Below are 14,906 nucleotides of genomic sequence, written 5' to 3' on the forward strand. Positions count from 1 at the left end.
ACGTTCCGCACGCGCAGCCACAATCGCGTCCGCGAACGCGTCCGCGAAAGAAGCGGAGACACGGGGAATGAGAGGGTTCCGCAGGTGAGTTCGACCACAGCGACCGGTTTCTGCCGAGTGACGGTCGTCGCACCCGACAGTCGCATAGATGTCGCTTTGCCTGACGACATTGCCCTTGCCGACCTGTATCCGGAAATACTCCGACTGACCGGCCAGACACAGCCCTCCGGAGCCCCGGTCGGCTATCACTTCGTCCGCCGCGACGGCACCGTCCTGGACGGCGCCCGCTCCCTCGCGGCCCAGCGCGTACTCGACGGCGACGTGCTGTCCATGCGCCCCTTCTCCCAGTCCCTGCCGCCGGTCGTGCGCGACGACGTCTCCGACGCCATCGCCTCCGCGGTCTCCGGCGACCGGACCCTGTGGAACGCCGACTACCTGCGCGTCAGCGGGCTCTTCGGCGGGGCGCTGCTGCTGGTCTTCATGGGCTTCGTGCTCTGGTTCGCCGACCCGGTCCGGCACGACATGCACAGCCTGCCCGGCATCATCGCCGGTGCCGTCGGCCTGCTGCTCGCCGTCTTCGCGGGGGTACGGGCCCGGGTGTACGACGACCGGGGCTCCGCCATCGCGCTCGGCCTCGCCGCACTCCCACACGTCATGATCGGCGGATCCGGGGTGCTCGGCCTCGACCGCGGCGAGGGCATCGGGCGGCTGCAATTCCTGCTCGGCTGCGTCGCCGTACTGGTCATCTCGGTCGCGCTGGTCGCCGCCATGCCGTCCGGTGACGCGCCCTTCGTCGCCGCCGTCGTGCTCTCGGGCTTCGGCACGGTGGCCACCTTCTGCCAGATCCTCGCCGAGACCGACGCCTCGGGCACGGCGGCCGTCTGCGCGGCCGTCGCCATCGCCGCCATCGCCTTCCTGCCCGGTCTGTCCGCGCGCGCCGCCCGTCTGCCCATCGGCTACGTCGCCCCCCGCGACTCCGCGCGCAACGACTTCGGCGGCGCCGACCCGGACAACTCCACGGCCGCCTCCGCCCCGATCGACAGCGAGCGCATCGCGACCCAGGTCAGGCGTGGCCACGAACTGCTGCTCGGCCTCGTCGGCGGCTGCGCCGCGGTCGTCGTCGGCTCCGCCGCGGTGCTCGGCTTCTCCGACAACGCCTGGGCCCAGGTCCTCGCGCTGGCCGCCGGTGTCGCCATGCTGCTGCGCGCCCGCCTCTTCCGGTACACCTGGCAGGTCGCGTGCGTCCTGGTATCCGGCATCGTCTCGCTCGCCCTGCTCGTCCTGGGCCTCGCGCTCAACCCCCCGGCGAGCGCCGTGACGGAGCTGCTCACCGGCGACAGCGGCCCGCTCGACATCCGCACGGTCTGGCTGACCGCCTCCGTCGCCTTCGGCTCCCTGCTGCTCATCGCCATCGCGCTGATCGTGCCGAAGAAGAGCGTGACGCCCTTCTGGGGGCGCTTCGGCGACCTGGTGGAAGGCGCCATGCTGCTGGCGATCACGCCGCTCGCACTGGCCGTCCTGGACGTCTACGCCACGGCGCGCGGTCTGGTCAGCAAGTAGCGTTCCCAGCCAGGAGCACCACCCGTGAAGCAGTACCTGTGGCTTCGGGATCCGGACTCGCCTGGCATGGGGGAGCGGCCGCGGGACGGCAGCGTCGTCCCGCACATACGGAGCCGTCCCGACGACAGCACCTGGCCGGTCCGGACCTGGCCCATCCCGAACGCGTCCCCCTGCCCGGCGAGTCCCCCGAGCCGCGCTCGCCGGGCGGAACGCCGGGCCGCTCGTCGAGCCGCACGTCGAGCCGCACGTCGAGCCGTGCGCCGGGCTGGAAGCCCGTCGCGCCGCTCACCCTGTGGGCGGACGCGCACCGGCAGCACGTCTACGCCCATGTCGTACCCGAGCACGTGGACAAGCGCGGCAGAGCCACCTTCACGGTGTACGGCTCCGCCGGTGAGTCCCTGGCCTCCATCACCGCCGAACCGCCCCTGTGCGGCCGGGGCTTGAGGGGATGCCTCACCGTACGGCCGACCGGCGGCCCGGACGTCGTGGGGTTCGAGGGGCGGATCCTCTCGTGGTGGGTGTGGTGGCTGCTCGCCCCGGTCCACATCCCCCTCAGGATCGCCCTCACCATCCTCCTCGAGGAACACCTCCCGATGCCCCGCCCGAGCCGGACCAGATGGCGGGTCGGCGGCAAGGGCAGGACCGTGCTGGAGTGGCGCCGAGTCGGCCGCAAGAACGAGACCGTGGAGCACTCGAGCCGCTTCGACCGATGGCTTCACGTGGCAGCGGAATGGTTCGATCCGCGCGTGGCCGCCGCCCTGCTGGCCCTGTACCGGGGGTGCCACCGGCGCGTCTGGTCAGGGACATAACGCCCTATGCCCGGAAATCGCCGAACGCGTGCTCACCACACCGTAGTTGGGAGCTGCACGCTCCGCGACTAGGGTGGTGCCGATCGCCGTATACGCCGTAGGGGGATGACGATGAGCGAGGGGCGACAGGTCTCGGCGACCGATGCGAGTGCGAGCCGGGTCCGCACGGGAGGCGGCGACAGCGGCCGAAGCGGCCGGAGCGGCAAACGTGCGGACCTCAAGGTCGAGGCCGAGACCCTGGCCAGCTTCAAGAGCAGGATCGACAAGATCCTGCTGGACCTCGAAGACTCGCCCGCGGCCCGCGGCAAAATCAGCGACCAGACGGTCGCGCACGCCGCCTTCGGCGCGGAATTCACCGCGGCCGCCGACCTCGCCGGCGCCTACGAGAAGCTGCACGCCCGCCTGGAGAAGTTCTCCAGGACCCTGGGCGACCAGCTCGAAGCGCTGGGCATCGCCGTCCAGATCTCGGACCGCGGTTACGACAGCGTCGACGCCGAACAGGCCGCCCGCCTCCGCGCCATCCAGAAGCGCACCGCCGACTACTACGGCCCGAACGCGGACGACCGGCCGAGCGCCGACCACCACAAGGACACACCGAAGACCGGCACGGGCAAGTCCGGCACCGCCGACTCGGACTTCAGCTAGGGGGAAGCATGGCGAACGGAGAGTTCGACGGCCGGTCGGTGGACAACCTGCGGGCGATGCTGGCCGCCGCTGACGCCGACAAACTGACCGCCGCCGGCACGGCCCTGGGCGACGCGGGCCCCAAGATCCTCGACATCGGCTCCGACCTGCGCCACCACGTCTCCCGCGTCGAATGGACCGGCGAGGGCGGCGACGCCTTCCGCGAATGGGCCCACGACTTCGCCCTCGAAGTCATGCGCTTCGGCCAGTTCACCACCACGGTAGGCAAACACGTAGCCCAAGCCGGCCAGACCCTCTCCGAAACCAAGTCCGCCCTCCCCGCCCCCAGGGACCCCCGAGCCACCCACGAGGACCCGGCCGCCCAGAAGGCCGCCACCCAGGAGGCCGAAGAGGCCCGCCACCAACTGGAACGCCTCTCCTCGGCCTACCGGGCGGCCCAGCAGACGATGGAGGCGGAGCGGGAGCCGCAGTTCAAGAAGCTGCCTCTTGAGGACGGTGCTATTGAGTATGGGCGGAGGTATGACTCCGCTACTGCGCGAACGCCATCCGATTCGGAGGTCGGCACGAATCGCTTGTCTCAAGGGCAATCAGACGAACCAGTGGCGGCTGAGCCGGGACAGACGGAGTCAAGCCACCGCGAGGCGCCGAGCACCCACATTGACTCGACTGAAACGCTCCCCAAGCCCGAGGCGAAGTCCTCGCCTGGTGGGCCGACCCCATTTGCGGACCAGCCTCGGCAGACCAGCCCTAGCCCGATGCCGTCGCCACCGGTCGGGCCGGGGCCAGGGCTTCCTCGTACCGCAGCGCCTGAGGGCGGGAGGAGCACGCCGCGTCTCCCTTTTCATGAACGTGGAACAAGAGCTGGAGACGAGACTTCACGACGCCCACTCACCCCGCGCGGACCCGCGGAGCGTGATGTCGTGGGGGACCAGCAGCGTCGTCTCGGCTCTTCGCCTCGTCTCCCCCGTGGGCTGGTTGCGGGGGAGGAGAGCACGCCCATGTCCCGTGGCCCTATGGGAGGGAGCGGGAACCCTATGGCGAGGCCAACCGGTGCCCCAAGGCCAGAAGGCATTCCTGCTGGGCGGAGGCTTGGCTCAGAACCTGGAGGGCAGGTCAGTGGCCCACGTACCTGGAGTCCCGGTACGACGGACGCACGTCAGCGCGCTGTGGCTATTGGTGACGAAAGCGGGACCACCGCGCGAGGGCCGGTGCCTCGCGTTGCAACTCCTGGTACGTCAGGCACGGTAAACACGCCTTCTGGCGAGTCAGGCAGCGGACGGAGGATCACGTCCGAGTCAGGTGGCTCCATCGCGGAACCGCGGTCGTCATCCAGAAGAGGAGCCGCATTCACCCGTGGGGGTACTGGACTTGTCCGCTCCGATCAGGCCGACGAGCAAGCTTCCCCTGGAACGGTGACCTCCGGCGCCAGGCGCCGTCCCGATAATGGATCAGATCAGGGGCTAGAAGCCCAGGAACCCTGGGAGCTGGGGCGCCGGGATACGTTGCCTCCTGTCATTGAATAGTCCGCACGTGAAGTCTCAGGAGAACCAGCAGGAATGTCAGCCTTGTCCGGTGGAAGCGTGCGGCGTTCGATACGTGGTCTGACGCTACTTGCCACCTTTGTTACATGCACGGGGAGTTTTGCGCCCCCCGCGACCGCCCAGGACGTGCGTTCGCGGGCGTGGTACCTCGATGCAATGAAGGCTGACCAGATCTGGCAGACCAGCAAAGGCGAAGGTGTCACCGTCGCCGTACTTGACGCCGGAGTTGACGACACGCTCCCTGAGTTGCGTGGACAGGTCCTGCATGGGAAGGACTTTTCCTACAAGCCGAAGGGGGTGAATGTTGATACAGATGGCCACGGCACGGAAATGGCTTCCCTTATCGCTGGAACGGGACGTTCCGGAGGAGTTCAGGGATTGGCCCCAGGCGCGAAAGTGCTTCCCGTGAAAGTTGCGTCAGGAAAGCTGGAGATTGGTGACGGGACGCCGACCTACCTTAAGGCCATTCGGTACGCGATTAAACGCGGGGCCCGCATTATTAATCTCTCGAGGACTATAACCAGCACCCTGGACGAGAAGGCTGTGAAGCGACTCCAGGATGGCCTGGCTGAAATCAATAAAAATGACGCACTCATATTTGCCGGAGTGGGGAATGATGGCAAGTCCGGGAACGCTGCCGGCTACCCGTCAAGTCTTCCTGGGGCTGTTGGAGTGGCTTCCGTCAATCAGAGTGGCAGCGTTTCCAATTTTTCCACACATGGCCCCCAAGTGGCTCTGGCCGCCCCGGGTGAAGGAATTCCAGGGCGTTGCTCAGGTGGCGGAGGCTGGTGCGTGGAAACAGGCACCAGCCACGCCACGGCCCTCACCTCTGCCTCGGCCGCCCTCATCTGGTCCGCCCACCCCAAGTGGACCGCAAACCAGGTCCTGCGCGTAATGATGGAAACGGCGAGCAAGCCCAAGGGCAAGGTCCCCAGCGAGTACATCGGTTACGGCATCATCCGCCCCGCCCAGGTCCTGCTCGACGGAAAGGGCAACCCCGGGGCGGCGGACGTCAATCCCCTGTTCCCCAAGTACCAGCCGGGAAAGGCATCCTCCGCGTCGCCGTCTTCGCCCGCGAAGGGTGGCGCGCCGTCGGGCGCGCCGAACAACCAGGACAAGGACCCCGCCGCGTCCGCAACCGGGGCTGGTGAGGGCAACGACAACACGCTTGTCTACGCCGGAGTCGGCCTCGCCGCAACCCTGATCATCGGGGGAGGGGCGTACACCCTCATTCGCCAGCGGAGGCGGGCCTGAGACGGTGAAGAGTTATGAACGTTGTGGGCCTGGATAACGTGGTGTCATGAGCAAGTACGACCCCTCTGTGTACGAGACGTACCTCACCCGTACTCCCCTCCAACTCCTACTTGGCGTCGGCTGGAAGCGCATTGTGATGCTCCGGGTCGACCAGGACGGCGTGACTCTTGGCGGCACTCCGAAGCAGACGGCTTGCGTGCCGTGGCAGGACATCGAATCGGTGGTGCTGTGGAGAAGGTATCTGCGGGACGTCACTACACTCGGTAAGACCCACTCGCGCATTCCTGCAGACGACTGGACGGACTTCGTTGGCCTCCGGCGTCGCCCTGGTGCACCGCCTCTGCCTGGTCCGAACAGCAAGCTGAGCGCTGAACGGACGGCAAAACTCGCGCGGCACATCGATCACGATCTCTTTCTTGCCAGCCGTGCGATCCGTCTCTGGCGTCTTGATCCGGAGCGTCTTCAGGCTGCCGTACGAGCCTTTTCTCCTAGCGTTCCGGTGCACGACGAACGGCATGCGCGGTAGTAGTTTGGGGCGCGATCATTCGGTATCCAAGTTTGGCATTCGCCGGAAAATAATGAAAGCAAGAGGTGCTGTTCAGCCGCCATCGCGGCGAGCGCCTTGGATATGAGCTCGGGAAATGCCGTAGGTAGCGGCACGGGGGAAAGGAGACACAGGTGGTGGGCAACCATGGTGAATTGAAGATCACCAAGGAGGCCGAGGAGCGAATCACCAGAAGTCTTCGGTCAGCGTTGCACGGTCTGGAGGGAGCCGGAAAGGGCCGGGGCTCCGCGCAGCGCGGCAGCCTCAGCGGCATGAGCCTGTCGGCAACGGAGGCCAGCGGGGAGGGACTTGCCGGTGCGTTCTCGACATTCTGCGAGTTCTGGCAACTGGGCATCAACATGCTGGAGCACAGGGCCGAATCGCTGGGAACGCAGCTGAGTCAGGCGGCGGGGGTCCTGTGGGAGGAAGACCGGAGCCGGGCGGGCGCGCTCAGAGCGGGCCTCGGCACTGCCGCCGTGGGCACTGCGCCGGGCCCAGGCGGGCCGGGCGTCAGCGGAATTCTCGGGAACTTCGGCAGCCCCGTGGGCTCCGGTGCGCCGGGTTACGGCACGCAGCCCTATCCGCAGAGCGGAGCCGGACTCAAGTCCAGCGACGACATCAAGCCCGCGCAATCGTCGATCTGGGACTACGTCGGCGCCGATGGCAACGGAGCCCGCCGCCCCACGGGTCATGGAAACACTGAAGGGGGCGGAAGCTGATGTCGGTCAACGGTCATACCCCGACCGCGAAGCAGTTGGGACGGGACTGGGCCGAACTGGAGCTGGGTCATACCGAGGAGCCCAAAGAGCTGATCCACGGCGATGCGTCCAAGCTCCGATCGAACGCCGCACAGCTGAGAGGGCTGGCGAAGGGCCTTGAGTCGGTTGGCGAGGGGATACGGAAGCTGAACTCCCACGAGATCAAGGGGGAGACAGCAGACGCCTTCCGCAAGCGCGCGTCCGCTGAACCGAAGAAGTGGTTCCAGATCGCTGACGCGTGCCATCGAGCGAGCGGGGCGTTGACGGATGTCGCTCACACCGTGGAATGGGCTCAACGCCAGGCCCGGGAAGCGATCGACACCTATAGCCGGGGCAAGCGCGCCTCGGACAGGGCCCGCGAGGCGCACGACGACAAGGTCAAAGCCCACAGTCGGGCTGTTGACGCCTACAACAGCAAGCCTGCCGTCGACGACACGGAGTGCGCGGCTCCTCCCAAAGCTCCGGGAGCGTTCCACGACCCGGGCGCCGCGGACATGCAGACGGCCCGAGAGATCCTGGCCGAGGCCCGCCGCCAGCGCGATACGGCACACGACAGAGCCCAGACGAAAATTGCAGCTACGTACGGCCAAGAGCACAGTGAGAAGGGCGACCCGTCGACACTCCTTGATGCCTTGGCTGGAATCACTGACAGCGACGAGTATGCCAGGTATCAAGAGATCAAAAATGATATCTTGAAGCCGCTCAAACTCCTCCAGATGGCGAAGGGTGTCGAGTCTGCTCACGCCTTGTGGACAGGGACCTCAGCTGAACTGCTAGCTCGCCCCTGGAGGACAATGGTGGGGATGAAGGGGTTGGCTGAAAAGCTGCGTCTTCCGTTTTCAGGGAGAATCCCTCTCAATAACCCGGGTACAGGGGCGCTGGATAGGGTCTTTCTGCCACTAGGTGTGGCCACCGGACTCAAGCAGATGGTCAAACCTGACCACGGGGGCGCTCAAGGCTGGGTAGACCGAGCCATGGGTGGAGGGCAGGCCGCTGGCGCGGCAAGCATCCTCATGGCGACCGAGGCTACCGCCGCCGCTGTGCCGGTTGTCGGCTGGACAGTACTGGGTGTCACCGGTGCATATTTCCTGGGCAGTTGGGTGGCCGACAAATGGGGTGACGATATCGCTGCTGGAGCGAAGTCTGCCTGGAATACCACCTCGCACGCTGTGACGAGCACAGTGAACAGTGCGGTGGATACGACAGTAAATGCTGCCCTCCACCCATCTGGCACGATCAAGACAGCGGAGCATGTTGTGGACGGCACTGTGAACTCTGTGAAGAAAATGAAGTTCTGGTGAGAAAAGAAAGCGGTAGATCATGCAGCAGCAGGATCAATCCTACGTAACACTTGAGGACGTGCGCCGGAGTCTCGGCCAGGCGCTGGCCGATAATGGCTCGCGCCCATTGCTGCGCTTGACGGACGAAGAGCTCGTCGCACTGAAGCCGGCTGCCGGTGGTGATGGCTCCATCGCCGCCACCCCTCATCTGGAGGGTATGGCTGAGCAGGAACGAGAATGGGTACTTGCGACCGCGCTGCGGTCGCTGGTGTCGCGCGACCTCGTTGAGGTCGTCAACACCGCCGAGCTTGATGCAGCTCTACGGAAGGAAGATAAGACGTCCGAGGTAGAACTGGAGACGCGTCTTTCTCCAGATCTGGACTTGGCGCTTACCTTGCGTAGGGCAGCGGATCGGGCACTGGTCGTAGAGCAGACCAGCTCTGAGGGCACAGCCTATATTTATGTCTACGTCCACGGTACTCACTTGCTGCTGGTTGAGGAGGTCACCGGTGGCGGTATGCATGAGTTCACGCTCGTAGCATCGGTGCTAGAAGCCGCTGAGGTGGTCCGTCGCTTGGTTGATCCGTACGAGGTCGCCCATGCCGATGGCTCCACCATGGAACTCGATCCCCGCGTACTTGAGTTGGGAGCCGTGGAGGGGAAACTGAAAGATGTCATCGAGAATGCCTTGGTGGTCAGTCAGTTGATAATGCTCGCGGAGGAGTCCGGGCCGCTACTCACGGCATATGCCACCGCTGACGACCTATGGACGGTGGGTGTCGACGCACCACATGCCTCTTCAGGCGTTATCGCGCGAAGGGTTGACGGGGGTGCACTTGTTGATAAGATCGCCACAATGCTGACTTCCTCGGCATGAATATTTGCCTTTCGTGTCGACTCCACGTCAACGGAATTTCGTGGCGTCCATGCTGATTGATGGTGACCACGATTGCATCACTCAGCTCATACCCTGCTCTGTGATAGCGCAGCCGTCCTGCAGCCGACTGCGCGAAGTCTTCTTTCATCGCAGCTAGCCCCCGTCAGCCCCTAGGCAGTGCGTGGCACGCGTTGAAGAAGCGTGCGGTCTGCTCCCCCCGTTCGGCTTTCAGGCTGATCCACGAGCCGTCAGGGAAGCGCAGCCGGAAGCGGCGGTTGTCATCATCCGCGAACTCTGGGATCTCGCAGCGGGCCGCGCCAGCCGGGAACTGAGCCACAATACGCAGACGCTTGGGCCGCCCCGTGTACCACCAGAGAGAGGGGGCGGCCAGCAGCGCGAGGTTTTCGTCCATAGGCACGATGAGCCGCTCAGCGTCGGGCGCCTGGTTGTACCAAGTAAGAAGGAGCTGACCAGCTGTAGCGTCCCAGTTGCCGTCGAAGGCGCGGTCTAGGCCTAGCCGGGGTAGTTCCTGCGCCTTGCGTGCACGGATGACCGCCTTCTTGCGTCGCCTTTCCTTGATCTGGCCCGGCGTCATTCCATCGAGAACCCCGAGCAAGAGCAATGGAGAGAACAGAACTGTCGCGCAGCCTGAAAATATGTAGGGCAAGGGCCTGCGGCGTTTCCTCAGACGTCCTTTACCAGCCGCTTGATGGACCTCGACGGGCGGGGTTCGGATGGGTGCTACAAGTTGACACCACGTAGCCGAGGCTGCGTTGCCGCCAGTCAGCTGGCTGGCTCGCTCCAAAAACTGCTGCATAGCCATCTGCCCATGTTAAACAGGGAGCCCTCCTAGCTCGGCTGTTGGGACCTCCAATCTGCCTTCTGACGTCTCAGATCAATGGGGCAGCCAGCCGAGTTGGATGAGTGGGGTATCGCCCTTGCGGGTGATCAGGGTGGCGCGGCCCGGGGGGAGGCGGCGGGGGCGGGCGTTGCCCAGGAGGTCGCCTTCGCCGGGGTCGCCCGAGAGGATGACGCCCTGGGCGCCCAGTTCCTTGACGCGCTGCATGAAGGGCTCGTACGAGGTGCGCGAGGCGCCGGCCGTGCTGCGGGCGATGATGAGGTGGACGCCGACGTCGCGGGCGAAGGGGAGAGCGCTCAGCAGGTGGTCCAGGGGGTTTCCGGCGCTCGTGGCGACCAGTTCGTAGTCGTCGACGATGACGAAGAACCGCGGGCCGCTCCACCAGTCGCGGGCCCGGAGCTGCCGCGGGGTGACGTCCGGCCCGGGGGTCCGGTGTTGCATCAGGGCACTCAGCGCGTCCATGTGCATCTCGAGGGCGGGGGCTGCCGGGGCGTACTCCAGGAGGTGGGATTCCGGGACGGCCTCCAGGAGGGCCCGGCGGTAGTCGCCGACGATGATCCTTGCCTCGTCGGGGGTATAGCGCTCGCTGATCTGCCGGGCCAGGAGCCGCAGCAGGGACGTCTTGCCCGACTCGCTCTCGCCGAAGATCAGGAAGAACGGGGCGGTGTCGAAGTCGATGAAGACCGGGGCGAGGCTGTCCTCGTCGATGCCGATCGGCACACCGAGGTGCGGGTGGTCGAGGGGCTTCGGGAGCTGGTCGGCGGGGAGTTCGCGGGGGAGGACGCGGACCTCGGGGGCGTGGGGGCCGGGCCAGTGGGCGGTGACCGCGTGGACCAGGGCGGAGGTCGCGGCGGCTCCTTCTCCGGCGGATGTCGCTCCTCCGGCGGATGTCGCTCCTCCGGTAGCGGCCACTGCTCCGGCGGCGGCCGGTTCCGCGGTGGCGGTCGGGTCGGTTCCGGCGGCGGCCGGGTCGGCGTCCGGTTCGGTTCCCGCGGCGGCCGGGTCGGCGTCCGGTTCGGTTCCCGCGGCGGCCGGTTCGGGGGCCGCGAGGCGCGGCCGCGCTGCCAGGAAGTGGAGGCCTTCGGCGGTCTGGCCACGGCCCGGGGCGCCGACCGGGACATTGGCGGCCGTCCTGCGGTTGAAGTCGGAGTCCAGGGGGTCACCCAGGCGCAGTTCCAGGCGGTTCATGAACTGGTCCTTGAGCGCCGCTCGCACCTCCATGGAGCGGGTGGCGGTCAGGATGACGTGGACGCCGTAGCCGAGCCCGCGGGTCGCGAGGTCCATGATCAGGCCCTCGAGCGCCTCGTGCTCCTGCTTGAAGGTTCCCCAGCCGTCGATGACCAGGAAGACGTCGCCCCATCGCTCCTCGGGAAGCTCGCCCACCGCCCGCTGCTTGCGGTACGTGGCGATGGAGTCGATGCCGCGCGTGCGGAACAGCTCCTCGCGGTCGGTCAGTACACCGGTGACCTCGGCGACCGTACGGCGTACCCGCTCCGGGTCCAGCCGTGAGGCGACCGTGCCCACGTGCGGCAGGCCCGCGACCGCGGACAGTCCGCCACCGCCGAAGTCCAGGCCGTAGAACTGGGCCTCGCGCGGGGTGTGGGTGAGGGCGAAGGACGCGATGAGCGTACGTAGCAGGGTGGACTTGCCGGACTGGGGCCCGCCCACCACCAGCAGGTTGCCCGCCGCGTCCGAGAAGTCGCGGTAGAGGACCTCGCGCCGCTGCTCGAAGGGCTTGTCGACCAGCCCGACCGGGGCGATCAGCTCGCCCGGGAGCGCGTAGTCCGGCGCGTGCAGACCGCGGGCCGGGGAGGTGGCCAGCGGGGGGAGCAGTTCGTCGAGCGCGGGGGACACGTCGAGCGGCGGCTGCCACACCTCGTGCGCGGCCGGGCCCTGCCCCTCCAGCCGCCGGACGATGACGTCCAGCACCGTGTCCGACAGGGCCTCCGGCGGGGCCGCGCCCCGGGAGGGCGCGGGGGAGGCGTACGCGGCCGGAACGGACTTCGCGGTGAACAGCGCGGGCCGCCGGTCGAGAGGGGCGCGCCGTCGCGGCCGTCCGCCGCCGGGTCGTACGTGCGGTACGCACCCGAGACGTACGCCGCCTTGAAGCGCACCATCTCGTCCGTACCGAACTTCAGGTAGCCGGAGCCGGGCAGCGTCGGCAGGTGGTACGCGTCCGCCACCCCCAGCGCGGCCCGGGACTCCGTGGCGGAGAAGGTGCGCAGGCCGATGCGGTACGACAGATAGGTGTCCAGGCCGCGCAGCCGCCCCTCCTCCAGGCGCTGGGAGGCCAGCAGCAGGTGGACCCCGAGCGAGCGGCCGATGCGCCCGATCTGGATGAACATCTCGATGAAGTCCGGTTTGGCGCTGAGCAGTTCGCTGAACTCGTCGATGATCAGAAGGAGGGTGGGCAGCGGCTCCAGCGGGGCGCCCGCGGCCCGCGCGCGCTCGTAGTCGTGGACGTTGGCGTAGTTGCCCGCGCCGCGGAGCAGCTCCTGGCGGCGCCGCAGCTCGCCCCGGATGGAGTCCTCCATGCGGTCCACGAGCGTCAGGTCGTCCGAGAGGTTGGTGATGACCGCCGAGACGTGCGGCAGTTCCGCCATGCCCGTGAAGGTCGCGCCGCCCTTGAAGTCCGCCAGGACGAGGTTGAGGTATTCGGAGGAGTGGGTGACCGTGAGCGCCAGGACCAGTGTGCGCAGCAGCTCCGACTTGCCCGAACCGGTGGCCCCCACGCACAGCCCGTGCGGGCCCATGCCGCCCTGCGCGGCCTCCTTGAGGTCGAGCATCACCGGCTCGCCGTCCTCCCCGGCCCCGATGGGGACCCGCAGCCGCTCGGCCGTCGTACGGGGCCGCCAGGTCCGGGTGACGTCCACCGAGTCCGCGTCGCCGAGGTCCAGGAGGTCGGTGAAGTCCAGCTCGGACAGCAGCGGTTCGTCCTGGTCGCCCGCGCCGACACGCAACGGGGCGAGCTGGCGGGCCAGCGCCTCCGCCGCCTCCAGCGGCAGCGTGTCCGGCTCGCCCTCGTAGACGAGCCCGGCGGCGGAGTGGAGCAGGAGCCGTCCGGGGCGTACGTCGATCGACAGACTGCCGCGCGGCTCGTCCAGCTCGCCCGGCACCACCTCGATGACCGTGACGCCCTGGATGCCCTCCGCGTGCGCCAGCAGCGCGTCGGACGAGACCGTGCCGCCGTCCAGGACGACGACCACATGGCGCGCGCCGAGGACCGGCGGGCCGTCGGGGTTGAACCGGGGCCGCCCGGCGAGCGAGCCGTCCGAGCCCCCGGCGCCGACCGAGCCCCCGGCGCCGCCCGGACCGATCGCGGACAGCAGCGCCTCCAGCTCGTCCGCGTCCCGGCAGAACAGCCGCCGTGTGCCCGCCCCGTCCAGGGCGCCGGGGGCCTGGGTGTGCGGCAGCCACTTCGTCCAGTCCCAGCGCGCGACGCCGTCCGGGCCGCCCGCCAGGACGGCCACGGCCAGATCCTCCGGTGAGTGGAACGTGACGAGCTGGCCGACCAGAGCGCGCGCCGTGCCCTGCGCGGTGTCCGCGTCCCCGGCCACCGTCAGGTGGTAGAAGCGCCGCAGCGACACCGCCACCGGCAGCCCGTCCACCGCCCCGTGCAGCATCAGGAACCTCTGCATCGCGCCCGCCGCCAGCGGCTCCAGCTCGTCGACCGGGGCCGTGGTCGGGGCCACCAGCGGGGTCGACAGTTGCTGCGGGCCGACGCCGACCCGGACCTGGCCGAAGTCCTCGTCGCCCAGCCTGCGTTCCCACACCCTGCTGCCGTCGGCGACCATCGCCCAGAGCTGCTCCGGTGCCGGGTGCAGATACAGCAGCACGTCGAGCTGGGTCCGGGCGGTACGGCGTACCCCGCGCCGGGTGTGCGCGAGGTACGTCAGGTAGTCCCGGCGCGCCCCTGCCGTCCGGCCCTCGGTGCCGCGCCGGAAGCGCACGATCTGAGCGGCGACGGTGGCGAGGGTCGACGCCAGCATCATCCAGCCCATGACGCGCATGAAGGGGCCCGCGCCCGAGTTGAAGAAGTAGACCACCGACCCGCCCATGCCGAGCAGGGGCAGAAACTGCGTCAGCAGCCCGCCTTGCTCCTCGCGCGCCAGCTCCGGGGGCGCGGTGAGCTGGAGTTCGTCCGTGGGCACGTCGGGCGGCAGCGCCCGGGGCGGACGCTTGACGACAATCTGGCTCACCGGGCGGTCAGTCCCCCTATTTCAGCTTCCCTGCACAGAGCGAGATCCGGTACGCGTCACGCCGGCGCCGTGGTGACGTCGTCCCCCGAACTCTGTGAGCCTATCGCTACGCCCCGTCACCGCGGGGACGGCCCCCTGGGGCCTTCGCGGGGATGGCCGCTGTACACGCTGAGGGGGCGTACACCGGTCGGTGTACGCCCCCTCAGCGCATCGCGCTCAGCTCAGGTGCTCAGCTCAGCTCAGCTCAGTGCACGTGCTCAGCGCACGTCGAATTCCCCGTCCCGCGCACCGAGCACAAACGCGCGCCACTCGGCTTCCGTGTAGCGCAATACCGTCTCGGGGTCGGCCGAGTTGCGCATGGCCACGGCCCCGTTCGGCAGATAGGCGATCTCCACGCGTTCTTCGGTGGTGCTGCCCGGCGCACTGAGCCACTCGACACCGGAGATGTCGAGGGCGTACAGCTCTGCCTTCTCTTTGGCGTCAGCCATCTGTGGAGAACCCCTTCGCATTACCGCGGGAACCAACCCGCAACCACAGCCCTTGACGGACAGTCTCTTCCACCGGTGTGCACGGCGGCAAT

The 14,906-nt window shown here is 67.8% G+C and carries 11 protein-coding genes and 1 pseudogene; 8 read left to right on the forward strand and 4 right to left on the reverse strand.

Going from position 1 to position 14,906, the window contains the following annotated elements:
- Positions 1–84 precede the first annotated feature (84 nt).
- The 3 genes from eccD to ACZ6CL_RS04905 all read left to right on the forward strand — a co-directional run bounded on the left by eccD (position 85) and on the right by ACZ6CL_RS04905 (position 3,014).
- Positions 85–1,560 (forward strand): type VII secretion integral membrane protein EccD, encoded by a 1,476-nt coding sequence (gene eccD, locus ACZ6CL_RS04895; RefSeq protein ID WP_468931123.1) that lies wholly within the window; start codon positions 85–87, stop codon positions 1,558–1,560.
- A 38-nt stretch (positions 1,561–1,598) separates the two neighbouring features.
- Entirely contained in the window at positions 1,599–2,369 is a 771-nt protein-coding gene (locus tag ACZ6CL_RS04900) for a hypothetical protein (RefSeq protein WP_468931125.1), read from the forward strand.
- A gap of 111 nt (positions 2,370–2,480) precedes the next feature.
- Positions 2,481–3,014, forward strand: a complete 534-nt coding sequence (locus ACZ6CL_RS04905) for a hypothetical protein (RefSeq protein ID WP_468931127.1) — start codon at positions 2,481–2,483, stop codon at positions 3,012–3,014.
- Here the strand turns inward: ACZ6CL_RS04905 and ACZ6CL_RS04910 are convergent.
- Positions 3,011–3,295 (reverse strand): hypothetical protein, encoded by a 285-nt coding sequence (locus ACZ6CL_RS04910; RefSeq protein ID WP_468931129.1) that lies wholly within the window; start codon positions 3,293–3,295, stop codon positions 3,011–3,013. The two genes, ACZ6CL_RS04905 and ACZ6CL_RS04910, sit on opposite strands and share 4 nt — an antisense overlap.
- Before the next feature lie 1,416 nt (positions 3,296–4,711).
- Between ACZ6CL_RS04910 and ACZ6CL_RS04915 the strand changes: the two genes are divergently transcribed.
- The 5 genes from ACZ6CL_RS04915 (at position 4,712) to ACZ6CL_RS04935 (ending at position 9,268) form a co-directional block, all read left to right on the forward strand.
- The gene (locus ACZ6CL_RS04915) at positions 4,712–5,809 is read left to right on the forward strand and encodes a S8 family serine peptidase (RefSeq protein WP_468931131.1); all 1,098 of its coding nucleotides are present in this window, start codon (positions 4,712–4,714) and stop codon (positions 5,807–5,809) included.
- Positions 5,810–5,855: 46 nt separating this feature from the next.
- A complete protein-coding gene (locus ACZ6CL_RS04920; protein WP_468931134.1) occupies positions 5,856–6,335 on the forward strand; it encodes a hypothetical protein in 480 nt (159 codons plus the stop codon).
- A 152-nt stretch (positions 6,336–6,487) separates the two neighbouring features.
- Positions 6,488–7,072: a hypothetical protein gene (locus tag ACZ6CL_RS04925; protein ID WP_468931136.1), complete on the forward strand. Its 585-nt coding sequence runs from the start codon at positions 6,488–6,490 to the stop codon at positions 7,070–7,072.
- Entirely contained in the window at positions 7,072–8,412 is a 1,341-nt protein-coding gene (locus tag ACZ6CL_RS04930) for a putative T7SS-secreted protein (RefSeq protein ID WP_468931138.1), read from the forward strand. The genes ACZ6CL_RS04925 and ACZ6CL_RS04930 overlap by 1 nt, the downstream gene beginning before the upstream one ends.
- A 19-nt stretch (positions 8,413–8,431) precedes the next feature.
- Positions 8,432–9,268 carry a hypothetical protein gene (locus ACZ6CL_RS04935; protein ID WP_468931139.1) on the forward strand — a complete coding sequence of 279 codons (837 nt, stop codon included), beginning with the start codon at positions 8,432–8,434 and terminating at the stop codon, positions 9,266–9,268.
- A gap of 163 nt (positions 9,269–9,431) precedes the next feature.
- Here ACZ6CL_RS04935 and ACZ6CL_RS04940 read toward each other — a convergent pair whose 3' ends face one another.
- The 3 genes and pseudogenes from ACZ6CL_RS04940 to ACZ6CL_RS04950 form a co-directional block, all read right to left on the reverse strand.
- On the reverse strand, positions 9,432–10,091 hold the full coding sequence (locus tag ACZ6CL_RS04940; RefSeq protein ID WP_468931142.1) for a hypothetical protein: 660 nt from the start codon (positions 10,089–10,091) through the stop codon (positions 9,432–9,434).
- 72 nt (positions 10,092–10,163) lie between these two features.
- Positions 10,164–14,326 (reverse strand): annotated as a pseudogene (gene eccCa / locus ACZ6CL_RS04945) (type VII secretion protein EccCa).
- 257 nt (positions 14,327–14,583) lie between these two features.
- Positions 14,584–14,814 (reverse strand): DUF397 domain-containing protein, encoded by a 231-nt coding sequence (locus ACZ6CL_RS04950; RefSeq protein ID WP_055556888.1) that lies wholly within the window; start codon positions 14,812–14,814, stop codon positions 14,584–14,586.
- Between the last annotated feature and the right edge of the window lie 92 nt (positions 14,815–14,906).

The sequence above is a fragment of the Streptomyces sp. NPDC041200 genome (assembly GCF_055591805.1).

What these genes read in the sequence shown, in the direction of transcription:
- ACZ6CL_RS04940 (WP_468931142.1), bottom strand. Translation starts at nt 10,091, where the DNA reads ATGGCTATGCAGCAGTTTTTGGAGCGAGCCAGCCAGCTGACTGGCGGC.
- ACZ6CL_RS04935 (WP_468931139.1), top strand. Translation starts at nt 8,432, where the DNA reads ATGCAGCAGCAGGATCAATCCTACGTAACACTTGAGGACGTGCGCCGG.
- ACZ6CL_RS04920 (WP_468931134.1), top strand. Translation starts at nt 5,856, where the DNA reads ATGAGCAAGTACGACCCCTCTGTGTACGAGACGTACCTCACCCGTACT.
- ACZ6CL_RS04915 (WP_468931131.1), top strand. Translation starts at nt 4,712, where the DNA reads ATGAAGGCTGACCAGATCTGGCAGACCAGCAAAGGCGAAGGTGTCACC.
- ACZ6CL_RS04950 (WP_055556888.1), bottom strand. Translation starts at nt 14,814, where the DNA reads ATGGCTGACGCCAAAGAGAAGGCAGAGCTGTACGCCCTCGACATCTCC.
- ACZ6CL_RS04905 (WP_468931127.1), top strand. Translation starts at nt 2,481, where the DNA reads ATGAGCGAGGGGCGACAGGTCTCGGCGACCGATGCGAGTGCGAGCCGG.
- ACZ6CL_RS04930 (WP_468931138.1), top strand. Translation starts at nt 7,072, where the DNA reads ATGTCGGTCAACGGTCATACCCCGACCGCGAAGCAGTTGGGACGGGAC.